Here is a 13,115-nt window from a genome sequence, read left to right as displayed (position 1 = left end):
TTTTAGCATATCCCCAGGTGTTCAACAACTTTCTTTAAAATAATCCTCGTTCTTGAACTAAAGTTGCAAAAGCTTTATAGGCATGATTAACGTATTTTTCCTTCCTGCTTATCAATCCCGTTTCAATGTAGCGGTACACCTCTGGAATAGGGACAACATGTAGGTGCTCATATGATCCGGTTAATACCGATTTTGGTAATATTGTTGCTGTAATTCCTTCCTTAACACTGCTTAATAAGGTCTCAAGTGAGCTGATTTCAATAATCTCAGAAAGCTCTAATTTCGAGTCTTGATACCACTGTTCTAACTTTCTTCTAAACGGACAGCCCTTAGGAGAGACAGCCCATCTAGATTGTAATAATGAAGCGATAGACTTTTCTTCTTTTGATAAAAGGACAATCTCATCCGTTTGCACGTAATCCAGACTAAATTCAGATGAGCTTAGATCTCCTGTTACAAAAGCAGCATCCAATTCATAATTCTTGATCTTCTCCATTAACACTTCAGAGTTTCCTGTTTCCAAACGTAATGTCACTTGTTGGTACTGCTTTTGGAAGGTGGCTATGATATTCATAAAATGACCACATGTAACCGTTTCTACAACCCCTATACGTAATGTTCCACTCGGTTTATCCTCATCTTGCAAAACTCTAATTGACTCATCGGCTAATTGTAAAATCGTATTGGCATATTTTCGAAAGAGTAGGCCTTTTTCTGTAATTGTAAGACCCTTAACACTTCTATGAAAAAGCAAAACGCCTAATTCATCCTCAAGCTTACGTAGTCTAGCGGTGACATTAGATTGAACATAATCTAACCGCTTCGCTGCTCCTGAAATACTTGATTCCTCAGCTATCGCTTGAAAAACCTTTAAATCGCTTAATTCCATGTCAAACTCCCCCACCTCTATCATTATTAATGATATCAATATAACTTTTAATCATTATACATGATGCAATTGGAGATTTATACTGAAACCATAGAGATATAAAGGAGGTTTTGAGATATGGCCTATCTTTTTTTAGCACTTACTATTATTGCTGAAGTTACTGGGGCTATTACAAGCCGATATTCAGAGGGATTTAAAAAACTCCTTCCTAGTTTGGCAACCATCATAGTCATTATAGCTTCCTACTTTTTCTTTGCTATAAGTCTTCAATATGGCCTCAATATAGGGATTGGCTATGCCATTTGGGCTGGTATTGGAGTAGTGGTTATAGCTATTTTTGGTCTGCTTTTTTTTAAAGAATATCTAACAAAAGTCCAGGTTTACGGAATCGCGCTTATCATTGTTGGTGTTATTGCGCTAGAGCTTGGAGCCATTTAGCGTTAACTTATTAAAAGTTAGGGAGGAGTTTTACGTTGGCCTATCTTTATCTTTTAACAGCCATTTTTTTAGAAATTATTGCAGCACTTGCGGCGCGGTTTTCTGAAGGGTTTACTGCACCATTTCCAACAATAATAACCATAGTATTTGCTGTATCCTCTTATTTCACCTTTTCTTTAAGTCTGAAAAACGGGATGACGATAGGGGTTGGTTACGCTATTTGGTCAGGTGTCGGGGTTTTGTCTGTTGCTTTAATAGGAGTTCAATTCCTTGGTGATACCCTCACACTTATCCAAATTAGTGGCATCATACTTATCATCATAGGAATTGTAGCTATTCAGGTAGAAACAGCTACTCCAGAAACGTAGCCTAAAAGACATAGCTCAATCTGCTTTAGAAAAAGCTTTGACTGTGTAACCTTAAATGATATTCTTCGGGTATTAGATAAAAAGAAAAACGAAATACAAAGAAACCGGCTTAGCTTGAAAAGCTCCGTAAATGAATCAATCATGAATGGAGCTGTCACACCAGACGGTTTCTTTTCTTTTTATTTTCTCCATATATCCCCATCCATTGTTTCTTAGCAGCGATCAAACTAACTAGCCATTGTCTTCTTCCATCTGGTCAGATGTAAAAATCTCATCCCTCCAGATCAACCCGTAGCCTTCTCCACTGCCCATGTACTTTCTATATAACTCATTGTACTCAAAATCAGATTCCTCGGCTGTTAATCCATCTCCATCCGTAATAATAAATCCATCAATAGGCTCTACATAACCCCTTGCTTCATCCTCATCATAATCGGTTTCTGCAATATTTTCTCTTTCATTAAATCTCGCTACCGATTGCCAGGAATCTTCAGCATCAAACTCCGTTTCGTTATCTCGTCCATCAAAATCAAATTGTCCAAATCCTGTAAGAACCTCCTCCTCCACAGGGGGGTCATGAAAGTCTGATGACTTTGATTCATGTGTGATACAGTAAGTAGCTGTGGGGATTGCCTCTAAGCGTTCTAAAGGAATAGGCTCTCCACATTTTTGACATATCCCATAAGTCCCTTCCTCCATCCTCTTTAAAGCCTGTTCAATATCCTCTAAATGCAATCTATAATGCTCCAACAAAGAAAGATCCTTCTCTCTTTCATACATAGTAGTTGCTGAATCTGCTGGATGGTTATCATGCAAGGATAGCTCTCCATCACTATCCCTCATACTGCTTTCTAAATGGAAGTTATTTGTTTCTTTAGCTTTCACTTCAAGCTCTGTCTTTTCAGCTAATAATTGCTGGCGTAAATGATCATAAGTATGGTGTTCCATGTAAAAGTGCCCCTTTCAAATTTTACCCGATTCATTTTCCGTACTCCTTTATTATTGTTTATCATGTTTTGCTTTTTCACACAGTTAAGATAAGGTAAATCATGTAACAAAGGAAATTAAAAAAGATGGTCAGCCAAGTATAAGCTACCATCTGTTTAGCTAAAAATATTACTTCTCTTTTTAGCTTTTTATTCGTTATTTTTTTACTCGTTTATTTTCAATTCTATCTTCAATCCGTTCCATTGCTTCCTTATCCGTTAAGAGTAGCCTCTTATTCTCGAGCACCAGATCCTCAAAAGAAATTTTTCTAATTCTTCGCATTATGTCTTCCCTCCTTTAGTTGTTAGTCCCTCTCTCAGCTATTTTTATCATTCCCAATAATCATTCTAAATAAACAAAAAAGTTCAAAGTTATCTGAACATTTTCATGTTGTGATTTTTCTAATAAAAAAATAATAGCCTAACTACCAATAATTCAGTAGCTTAGGCTTTATTTGAACAAATACTATGGCATATATTCACTTATTTCTTTTAAGCATAATGCTCCTTAACCGTTGTTGCACATCTAGGACACAGGGAAGGGTGTTCGGTGTCCGTTCCAACCTCTGGTGTAATCACCCAGCATCGCTCACACTTTTCGCCTTCTGCTGGTTTAACCATAACGTCGATCAACTCTAGTTTAAGAGCCTCTTCTGGAGCAGCATCTCTGCCCTCGTGTACAGTCACAGCAGATACAATAAATAGCTTGTCTAGCTCCTTAAACTGTTGTAGTAAGCTTGCTGTGCCTGTTTCAGGATAAACATGTAGCTCAGCTCCTAACGATGAACCAATCACTTTATCTTTTCTAGCCTGCTCGAGAGCCTTTAGCACCTCATCTCTCACAGCCATAAATTGATCCCATTTCTTTTCAAGCTCATCATTTGCATAGGAGTGATCGACCTGAGGGATATCTGTCAGCTGAACACTTTCTGCATCTGTGTCAGGAATAAAGCCCCAAACCTCATCTGCCGTATGAGGTAGGATAGGAGCTAACACCTTAGATAGCATGGTTAAAACATCATACATAACCGTCTGTGTTGCTCTTCTTGAAGCAGAGGTAGGTGGCTCTGTATAGAGCAAATCCTTGGATATATCTAAATAAATGGAACTTAGCTCAATCGTACAGAAGTTATGAACAGAGGAATAAACGTTATGAAATTGATAAGAATCATACGCCTTCCTAGCTCTTTCAAGCACCTTTTGTGCTTTTACCATCATATACTGGTCAAGCTCAGACCACTGCTCACGATCTACACGATCCTTTTTAGGATCAAAATCTGCTAAATTTCCAAGCAAGAATCTTAACGTATTTCTAATTTTACGATAAACCTCAGAAATTTGTTTTAGGATTGCGTCTGAGATTCGAACATCTGCTGTGTAATCTACAGAGGATACCCATAATCTAAGGATCTCAGCTCCTAATTGATCCATTACCTTCTTAGGTACAACGACATTACCTAGTGACTTAGACATTTTGCGGCCTTCTCCATCTAATACAAAGCCATGACTAAGAACCATTTCATAAGGAGCCTGTCCATTCGCTGCAACACCAGTTGTTAACGAGGAGTTAAACCACCCACGATACTGATCTGAGCCCTCTAAGTATAAATCTGCTGGCCACTTTAGGTTCTCCCTCTCACTTAGAACTGCTTCATGAGATGAACCAGAATCAAACCAAACATCCATAGTGTCCGTTTCCTTACGGAAATGCTGGCCTCCACATTTAGGACAACTAAATCCAGCAGGTAATAGCTCTTTACTATCTAAGGCAAACCAAGAGTTTGAGCCCTCTTTACGGAATAGCTCAGAAATATGAGAAATCGTTTCTTCATTAATAATTTCTTCCTGACAATCTGTGCAATAAAGGATTGGAATAGGTACACCCCATACACGCTGACGAGAAATACACCAATCTCCACGTTCAGCAACCATATTATGAAGTCGTAGCTTACCCCATGTTGGATTCCAAGTAACGCGATCAATCTCCTTTAAGATATCTCCTCTAATTTTATCGATAGAGGCAAACCATTGCTCTGTAGCCCGATAGATAACAGGCTGCTTACTACGCCAATCATGTGGATAGGAGTGTGTGATAAAGCTTAATTTTAGTAATGCACCAGCTTCTTCAAGCTTCTCGGTAATACCCTTATTCGCCTTATCATAAAACATCCCTTCAAAGCCAGGTGCTTCAGAAGTAAAGTGACCTTTGTCGTCCACTGGATTTAATACGCCTAGCCCATATTTCTGCCCTACATAAAAGTCATCCTCACCATGACCTGGAGCTGTATGGACACAGCCTGTACCTGCCTCAAGTGTAACATGATCCCCTAAAATGACTAATGACTTACGATCATAGAATGGGTGCTGAGTTTCTACTAGTTCTAGCTCTTCCCCTTGGAACGTTTGAATCACATTATAATCTGACCATTCTAGCTCTTTTTCTAACGCTTCTATTAAGCCTGAAGCAACAACAAACTTTCGATCCTGTACTTGAACAACGCTATATTCTAAGTCTGATTTAATAGCAATGCCAAGATTAGCAGGAAGCGTCCATGGTGTGGTCGTCCAAATGACAAAAGCTGTATCTGTATCTAGCTTGCCTTTCCCATCTGTAACCTTAAAGGAAACATAAATAGACGCAGAACGCTTATCCTGGTACTCAATCTCTGCTTCTGCTAACGCTGTCTCCGAAGAAGGAGACCAGTAGACAGGCTTTAAGCCTTTGTAGATTAACCCCTTCTCTGCCATCTTTCCAAAGACTCTAATCTGTCTAGCTTCATACTCAGGCTTTAAGGTGATGTAAGGATTATCCCAGTCCCCTCTAACCCCTAAGCGTTTAAATTGATCTTTTTGGTTTTCTACATATTTTAAGGCATACTCAGCACACAATCTTCTGAATTCATTAATTCCAACCTTGTGCCGATCTACCTTTTCATTTTTAATAATCGCATGCTCAATAGGTAAGCCATGTGTATCCCAGCCTGGAACGTAAGGGGCATCAAAGCCATCCATAGATTTATAGCGAACAATTATGTCCTTTAATACTTTATTTAAAGCATGTCCTAAATGAATATCTCCGTTTGCATAAGGCGGTCCATCATGGAGAACAAACTTAGGTCTTCCCTTTGTTCTCTCCTGTACCTTGTTGTAAATATCCTGTTTAGCCCATTGCTGCTGCATTTCTGGCTCGCGTTGTGGTAAATTTCCTCTCATGGGGAAATCGGTTTGAGTGATCTGTAACGTATCCTTATAATCCATTTCCATCCTCCAATCCATTCATCAATCTAATCAGTATAGCACATAAAAACCCCTCATCCTAATGGACGAGAGGCCACCCTTATTTCTTACGGTAAGCCTTCTATCATGGGAACTTGACTGTTAGATCATAAACACTACTACTTAGCTAAATCTAACTGTTCAAAATCATGATCCGTTACTTTATCCCAATCATCGTTCTGAATCATTTCCAATTGGGCTTCAAGGAGCGTACGGAAACGAGCTCGATAGATAGAAGCCTGCTTTTTCAGCTCTTCAATTTCCATCGTAATCCTACGCGATTTGGATAACGCTTCATTAATGATACGATCTGCGTTCTTTTCTGCTTCTTTCAGAATCAATTGGCTTTCCTTCTTAGCGTTAGCCTTCACTTCATCAGCCGTTTCCTGAGCCACAATGATCGTTTTACTTAGCGTTTCCTCAATATTTGCAAAATGACCTAGTCTTTCGCTAGACTCGTACATTTTTTCTTCAAGCTCTTTCTTCTCACGGATTAGGATTTCAAACTCTTTAATAACAAGGTCTAAAAACTCGTTAACCTCATCCTCATCATATCCACGAAAGCTACGTCCAAATTCCTTATTATGAATATCTAATGGCGTTAGTGCCATGCTGTGAGCACCTCCCGATTTACATACCTTGTTTACACCATATTCGACAGCTTGGGTTAGATTCCTTCTTTTTGTCGACATTTTTTAATGAGTTTTCTCAAAATACAATTGTTAATCTCACTTTAAACTTCTACTCATTGTACCATAAAAAACAAGTCATTAAACGTAAAAAGTGAAAAGACCTCGATACGACGATCGAAGTCTTTAGACACTTTTTTTGCCAAGCTGAACCCTTAACCTATCTTTCTTTGTCCGACCTTCAATCTTCGAAAACAAAAATCGGCCAAAGCCTTTGACGGAAAGAACATCTCCTTCATCTAAAATCATAGAGGGCTGCTCTACCACCCTCCAATTTACTTTAATTTTACCCGCTTTAATCATCGGCACTGTTTTTGAACGAGAAAGTGGCAGTAGCTCCGCAAGAATGACATCCAGCCGGAGAGAAGAAACAGTTGTATCTTTATACTGCCAATCCTCCTGACCCGGGTTAATTCTGTTAAGAGATACTAGATCACAGCTTACAGCACAGCGATGAACCTGATGAAGATGAACAGAAACAAAATCAGCAATTTCTTCTGCAACAATACATTGCTGGCTATCTGCATGGATCAACAGATCTCCTATTTTTTCTCTCTTTAAGCCTAATCCAAGGACAGAACCTAATACGTCCCGATGTTCAAATGGAGGATTACCATACGAGCCTTCAAGCGAAAGGAGAGCTACTTGAAAATCATTTACATGATGATTAGCGTAGCTAGGAGCAATCAATGCCCTTTTCCTCTCAGCATGGTCATATCCACCAAAAAAATCCACTGTAATATCCATCCTGCGGCCTACAATGGATTGCACAATAAACTGCTCTCTAGGGTCTAAGAAATTAGTTAACTTATGCTGGTGACGCTTCTCAGCGTGATCAGCGTATTCCATTATTTTTTCGACGAAGCCTTTTTCCTCAGGTCTAAAATGCTGCAAGAGGCTCACAATTCTTACAACCCAAAGATCATTCTAACTAACGCTTGTGCACCGACACCAGCGAAGCGTACCGCAATGATAGCTACAATTGGAGAAATATCAATCATGCCTAATGGAGGTATGATTTTTCTGAACGGAGCTAGGATAGGCTCTACGAACATCCCTAAAACCTCTCCGAATCTTGATTCTCTTAAATTAGGAATCCATGACATTAAAATATAGGCAAAAAGCATATACGTGTAAATTTGAAATAAAAGTCCAACTAAATTTAATACTGCTATACCCATGACATCACCTCATTCTATTTTGAAATTCATCCTGATACTCTGAAATAGCCCCCTGTGTTTCCACATTATCTGACGTACACAGAAATATATTTTGACCCAGTTTATGTATGCTTCCCCCGATAGCATAAACGGTGCCGCTCAAGAAATCAACCGTTCTCTTCGCTTGTTCATGAGTTAGGCGCTGTAAATTAACAATAATAATCCTTCGGGAACGAAGATGGTCAGCCATATCCTGTGTCTCTTCATAGGAGTGTGGCTCCATTAAAACGATTTTTGAAGCAGCCTTCACCGACTGTAATTGTACCAGATTGTTCGTTGCTTGTCCCTTTTGAAGCTTCTGTGTATAAACGGCTGGTTGCTCTTCCTCCAACCATTCGTCCTCTTCATAGTCATATTCTTGTTCTTGACCTGTTTGCTGAGGATTAGTTTGAGTGCTCTCATTTGCCAGTCCTAAGAAATCCATTAATTTTCGTAGCATGCCCATTTTATCTTCTCCTCTACCCTACTTCTCGTCATTTCCTACTAAAGAGGTACCTAAACGAACAAAAGTTGCTCCTTCCTCAATAGCTACCTGGAAGTCATTTGACATCCCCATAGAAAGCTCTGTTAATGGAGCATGTGACCAATGATGCTGTCTAAGCTCCTCCTGCAATTGCTTAAGCTTGGAAAAAACCGGTCGAACGCTCTCTGGTTCTGCTTCATATGGAGCCATTGTCATCAAGCCCACTACTTTAATATGTGAATAGATCCTTAAATCTTCCACAAAGTTTTTTGCTTCAGAAAAGGCAATCCCTTGCTTCGTCTGCTCTCCAGAAACATTGACCTGTACAAAACAAGAAACCGTAATTCCTTTAGCACTTGCTCTCTTTTCAATTTCTTTGGCCAATGAATGTCTGTCCAAAGAATGAATATAATGGAACCTTCCAATAACGTCCTTGACCTTATTCGATTGGAGATGCCCGATAAAGTGCCAAATGCCTTTATCTCCAAGTGTTTCCCATTTGGGCAAGGCATCCTGCACCTTATTTTCCCCTATATGCTCAATCCCTGCTTCGAGGGCTTCAATCATCCTCTCAGTATTCACATACTTCGTCACAGCGATCACGTTAATATCGTTCGGCTTACGAGAGCTTTTTTCGCACGCCCTCTGAATCTGTTGCTCAATATCTTGCCAATTTTCTGCTACACTTGCCATGCTGCTTACTCTCCTTTCTTGGCAATAAAGGCGACCATTCGTCCTGTCCGCCCCTGATCTCTTCGATGTGAAAAGAACAAGTTTTGGTTACAACTTGTGCACCAGCTTGAAACTTCGATATGTTTTGGTAGAATTCCTGCTTGAAGAAGAAATTGTACATTAATCTGCTTCAAGTCAATCCTGTATTTCCCAAAGGAATCCGACTCCTGAATAGCATGAGTGGAGGAGAAATCTTGAAAATGCGTTACTACATCTTCACTCACCTCGTAACAGCATTGACCAATAGCTGGACCAACAGCGACTTGAATGTCCTCCCTCTTACTTCCTTGCTCTGATACCCAAGCCTCAATAAGCTCTGCTCCAATTTGCTTTGCTGTTCCCTTCCACCCAGCGTGGGCAATCCCTACAAGCTGCTTGACAGGATCAAGAAAAAATAAAGGAACACAATCTGCATAAAAGGAAGCAAGTAATATGTCTCGTTGTTTTGTATATAAGCCATCAACCTTATCAATCTCTGTATCTAAATGATCTCGTCCCTTCCCTCTATCAGTTGACTTCACCTCATAAATGTTTGTACCATGTATCTGATTGGCACTCGTCCAAGCCTCAAAACTAAAGCTTAGTCTAGAAGCAAGCAGCTCCCGGTTTTGAATAACACTCTCGTTTTCATCTCCGACATGCAGTCCATGATTTTGTGAGCTATACTCGCCTTTACTTACACCGCCTAGTTTGGTTGTAAAGCCCACTGTTAACCAAGGAAAAGCATTCATCCAGGATACGATTAATAAATCCTCACTTTGATCTGGTAGATAAGCAAAAGGTTCACTTTTCATATAGTCTCCCCACTATTTTTACTACATTCTATTATAGCGTTTGATGAAAAACTACACAAATGACATACGAAAAAAGCTAACTTTCAGCAACCCTGTTTAAATATGTTACATGCTGAGTTAGTTAGCTTTTATTTACCTACAATTTATGGCCCATTCATTTTCTACTAGAGAATTTCAATCAACAGAATTTCTTCTTCTATCCGTGGCTATACGGACGGTAGACGGATGATGTTTCCTGATGCAGCTCTTTAGACTTAGAATCTTCCACCAGGTAAGGTTTTTCGTCCAAACGAACTAATATAACGTCTGAACCAATCTTGACAATCTGATTCCATGGGATGACTACCTCTTGTCCGCCTGAAAGCATTCCAAAAAACTTACTCGGTCCAGGACAAACAATCGCATCAATACGTCCCTGCTTTAAATTAATTTCTAAGTCAGAAACGGTCCCTAGCTTACGTCCATCAGAAATGTTTACGACATCCTTTGTTTGAAATTCGGAAATCTTAAGCATCTTCATCCCACCCACGTTACCAGTTTGTTTTCCTACTACTTAGTATATGTGAGTAGCCCAAAAAATGTACTAAATTATGTTTGCACATGCTTTTGCATTTGGGCAATAGCCGCTTTCTCCAAACGAGAAACCTGAGCCTGTGAAATACCGATTTCCTGAGCAACCTCCATCTGTGTTTTACCTTCATAAAACCTCATGGATAAAATCATTTTTTCACGATCATTTAAGCGACGCATCGCTTCCTTGAGAGCAATTTCCTCTACCCATTGAATGTCCTTATTTTTATCATCACTAATTTGATCCATGACAAAAATAGGATCTCCGCCATCATGATAAATGGGTTCAAACAATGAAACAGGATCCTGTATCGCATCAAGGGCAAAAACAACATCCTCTTTAGGAACATTTAATGTTTTGGCAATTTCTTGTACGGTTGGTTCACGGGAATGTAAATTAGTCAAGCTATCCCGAACCTGTAACGCCTTATATGCTATATCTCGAAGAGACCTTGAGACCCTAATTGGATTATTGTCTCTTAAATAGCGCCTAATTTCTCCTATTATCATAGGTACCGCATACGTTGAAAACTTAACATTTTGACCAAGATCAAAATTGTCTATCGACTTCATTAAACCGATACAGCCAACCTGAAACAAATCATCTACAAATTCACCTCGGTTATTAAAACGCTGTATGACACTTAACACTAATCTTAAATTTCCATTTACAAGCTTTTCTCGTGCTGCATATTCTCCACTCTGTAGTTTAGTAAACAATTCCCTCATTTCTTTGTTTGTCAGCACAGGCAACTTCGAGGTATCTACACCACAAATCTCAACTTTATTTCTTGTCATTATGTCATTCCCTCCTGATGTTGGAGTAAAACTTAATGTTAAGTATCTCCTTGGAGGGAAAAATTATGCAGGTCGTTTTTACACCATTTTATTAAATTCCTTACGTAAACGTTTGATGATTCTCTTCTCTAAGCGCGAAATATAAGACTGTGAAATGCCTAGCATGTCAGCTACATCCTTTTGGGTTTTTTCCTCCCCATCCGCCAAACCAAATCTTAACTCCATAATTGTTTTTTCTCTTTCAGTAAGCCTGTGAAGAGCTTTATAAAGAAGCTTCTTATCCACTTCTTCCTCAATCCCGCGATAGATCGTATCATTTTCCGTTCCCAACACATCCGAAAGTAATAGCTCATTTCCGTCCCAATCTATATTCAAAGGCTCATCAAAAGAAACCTCACTACGAATTTTATTGTTTCTTCTTAAGTACATCAGAATTTCATTTTCAATACAACGTGAGGCATACGTAGCCAGCTTGATTTTTTTTTCTGGATCAAATGTATTGACCGCTTTAATTAATCCAATCGTTCCGATGCTAACTAAATCCTCGATATTAATCCCTGTATTCTCAAATTTCCTCGCGATATACACAACAAGTCTTAAATTTCTTTCAATTAGCATCGCGCGCACAGCATTGTCACCTGAGGAAAGCTTGGATAAAAGATGCTCCTCTTCTTCTCTTGAAAGAGGAGGAGGTAATGCCTCGCTGCCGCCAATATAATAGATTTCTTCTGCTTGCATTCCCATGAAAAGCAACAACCTATACCACATTAATAGAAGATTTAATTTGAGCTTGATAAGCATGACACGATGGCCTCCTCTTTATGATGATTCTGTAACAGGTCGGGATGAACAACTGCCTGAAACAACCCCTCTCTGGATAAAGATTGCTGATTTAGACCGATCAGCACCTGAGAGGAAATATAACTTTCTTGGTTTAGGATGATCTTCACGTAATCTGGCTTAAGAGCATACATGAGCTGCATCCCTTGCCTTACACCCCTGTAGGGGATAACTCGAATCCGTGTTGTCCATTCTTCATATTCTTGCACCGCTTCCATATTAAATCCCTGCATCATGTCCTGATCTAACAGCTGTTTCGCTAATAGCTCCGGAAGCACATGCTCAAAACAGCTTTGCTCAAGCATCATAACGGGGGCTTTTGTAACAGGGTCGCGCAATTGATTTCCTGTATCCACTAATCCCTGACAATGGATCTGATGTCCTCCAAAGCTCACTTCTACTTCTACGAGCTCTTGAACGGAGCGTTTGGTTACCTCGATTTGATGCCAACGGCTCCGTGAGAACCAAAACATTCCAATGAAACCTCCCACAACAAATAGCCATGAGATCGGATCTCCGTAGCCTGATGATTGTGTTTGTAAAATGCCATTCATAACCTCATGCTGGCTTTGGAAAAAGAAATGAAGCCCCAATATTCCTCCACCTGTCAGAAAAGATACAAAGTAAAAGGTGAAAAAGTTAGATAGAAAGGCTCTTAGATGCTTGAAACCAAAAGCAATAAAAATGATAAAAATAGATAATAAAGCTTTGACTGACCAAGTAAACAACGCCTGTAATGGTGGAAAAAATAAAAGCAAAACATAGCAGGAGCCTAGACACGCTGCGAGGCTAATTCGCCACCATGTAAACGCCTGTTTACGAAAAAGGGAGGTTAACCATAGAAGTAGAATATTAATACAGAAGTTCAGCAGCCATATCAGATCGAGATAGAGATACATCAAAGAGCTCCCTTTCTCCTAGAATGAAAACAGTATATCTTATATCTATTTAGAAACCTGTTGAAACTTGCCTTCTTGTCCTTATTTTTTTTAGCAAATGCCCACTACTTATGTTGTCGAACTTTTCCATCTTATGTATAATTAAAGCTTAAT

At 39.4% G+C, this 13,115-nt stretch carries 16 protein-coding genes; 2 read left to right on the top strand and 14 right to left on the bottom strand.

The genetic code is table 11. The features are described from left to right. Nucleotides 1–34: 34 nt before the first annotated feature. On the bottom strand, nucleotides 35–889 hold the full coding sequence (locus tag J2S11_RS02620; protein ID WP_307390540.1) for a LysR family transcriptional regulator: 855 nt from the start codon (nucleotides 887–889) through the stop codon (nucleotides 35–37). A 117-nt stretch (nucleotides 890–1,006) separates the two neighbouring features. On the opposite strand from J2S11_RS02620, the gene J2S11_RS02615 reads away from it, so the two are divergent. Together J2S11_RS02615 and J2S11_RS02610 are read left to right on the top strand one after the other, a co-directional pair. After that, nucleotides 1,007–1,327, top strand: a complete 321-nt coding sequence (locus J2S11_RS02615) for a DMT family transporter (protein WP_307390537.1) — start codon at nucleotides 1,007–1,009, stop codon at nucleotides 1,325–1,327. 35 nt (nucleotides 1,328–1,362) lie between these two features. Then, nucleotides 1,363–1,695, top strand: coding sequence for a DMT family transporter (locus J2S11_RS02610; protein WP_307390535.1), 333 nt, complete (start codon nucleotides 1,363–1,365; stop codon nucleotides 1,693–1,695). A 231-nt stretch (nucleotides 1,696–1,926) separates the two neighbouring features. Here J2S11_RS02610 and J2S11_RS02605 read toward each other — a convergent pair whose 3' ends face one another. The 13 genes from J2S11_RS02605 to spoIIGA all read right to left on the bottom strand — a co-directional run bounded on the left by J2S11_RS02605 (nucleotide 1,927) and on the right by spoIIGA (nucleotide 12,962). Continuing rightward, nucleotides 1,927–2,643 (bottom strand): TraR/DksA C4-type zinc finger protein, encoded by a 717-nt coding sequence (locus tag J2S11_RS02605; protein ID WP_307390532.1) that lies wholly within the window; start codon nucleotides 2,641–2,643, stop codon nucleotides 1,927–1,929. Nucleotides 2,644–2,838: 195 nt separating this feature from the next. Further along, complete coding sequence (locus J2S11_RS02600; protein WP_307390529.1) at nucleotides 2,839–2,964, bottom strand: FbpB family small basic protein; 126 nt, start codon at nucleotides 2,962–2,964, stop codon at nucleotides 2,839–2,841. 209 nt (nucleotides 2,965–3,173) lie between these two features. Beyond that, on the bottom strand, nucleotides 3,174–5,939 hold the full coding sequence (ileS, locus tag J2S11_RS02595) for an isoleucine--tRNA ligase (RefSeq protein ID WP_307390527.1): 2,766 nt from the start codon (nucleotides 5,937–5,939) through the stop codon (nucleotides 3,174–3,176). Nucleotides 5,940–6,076: 137 nt separating this feature from the next. After that, a complete protein-coding gene (locus tag J2S11_RS02590) occupies nucleotides 6,077–6,568 on the bottom strand; it encodes a DivIVA domain-containing protein (RefSeq protein ID WP_307390524.1) in 492 nt (163 codons plus the stop codon). 204 nt (nucleotides 6,569–6,772) lie between these two features. Further along, entirely contained in the window at nucleotides 6,773–7,549 is a 777-nt protein-coding gene (locus tag J2S11_RS02585) for a YlmH family RNA-binding protein (protein ID WP_307390522.1), read from the bottom strand. Nucleotides 7,550–7,554: 5 nt separating this feature from the next. Continuing rightward, nucleotides 7,555–7,827 (bottom strand): YggT family protein, encoded by a 273-nt coding sequence (locus tag J2S11_RS02580; protein ID WP_307390520.1) that lies wholly within the window; start codon nucleotides 7,825–7,827, stop codon nucleotides 7,555–7,557. A 4-nt stretch (nucleotides 7,828–7,831) separates the two neighbouring features. After that, nucleotides 7,832–8,311: a cell division protein SepF gene (locus J2S11_RS02575; protein ID WP_307390517.1), complete on the bottom strand. Its 480-nt coding sequence runs from the start codon at nucleotides 8,309–8,311 to the stop codon at nucleotides 7,832–7,834. A gap of 18 nt (nucleotides 8,312–8,329) precedes the next feature. Further along, entirely contained in the window at nucleotides 8,330–9,022 is a 693-nt protein-coding gene (locus tag J2S11_RS02570; RefSeq protein WP_307390515.1) for a YggS family pyridoxal phosphate-dependent enzyme, read from the bottom strand. Between the two features lie 5 nt (nucleotides 9,023–9,027). Further along, on the bottom strand, nucleotides 9,028–9,855 hold the full coding sequence (pgeF, locus tag J2S11_RS02565; protein ID WP_307390512.1) for a peptidoglycan editing factor PgeF: 828 nt from the start codon (nucleotides 9,853–9,855) through the stop codon (nucleotides 9,028–9,030). Nucleotides 9,856–10,051: 196 nt separating this feature from the next. Further along, entirely contained in the window at nucleotides 10,052–10,375 is a 324-nt protein-coding gene (locus J2S11_RS02560) for a YlmC/YmxH family sporulation protein (protein WP_307390510.1), read from the bottom strand. Between the two features lie 68 nt (nucleotides 10,376–10,443). After that, complete coding sequence (gene sigG / locus J2S11_RS02555; RefSeq protein ID WP_307390508.1) at nucleotides 10,444–11,223, bottom strand: RNA polymerase sporulation sigma factor SigG; 780 nt, start codon at nucleotides 11,221–11,223, stop codon at nucleotides 10,444–10,446. 78 nt (nucleotides 11,224–11,301) lie between these two features. Further along, a complete protein-coding gene (gene sigE / locus J2S11_RS02550; protein WP_307390505.1) occupies nucleotides 11,302–12,024 on the bottom strand; it encodes an RNA polymerase sporulation sigma factor SigE in 723 nt (240 codons plus the stop codon). Beyond that, entirely contained in the window at nucleotides 12,003–12,962 is a 960-nt protein-coding gene (gene spoIIGA, locus J2S11_RS02545) for a sigma-E processing peptidase SpoIIGA (RefSeq protein WP_307390504.1), read from the bottom strand. Before spoIIGA ends, sigE begins: the two co-directional genes overlap by 22 nt. Nucleotides 12,963–13,115: the final 153 nt, after the last annotated feature.

It is taken from the genome of Bacillus horti (assembly GCF_030813115.1).
GTDB classification, from domain to species: Bacteria; Bacillota; Bacilli; order Caldalkalibacillales; family JCM-10596; genus Bacillus_CH; species Bacillus_CH horti.
Note: the sequence above shows the minus strand (reverse complement) of the source record. Positions and strands in the feature narration are given on the sequence as shown.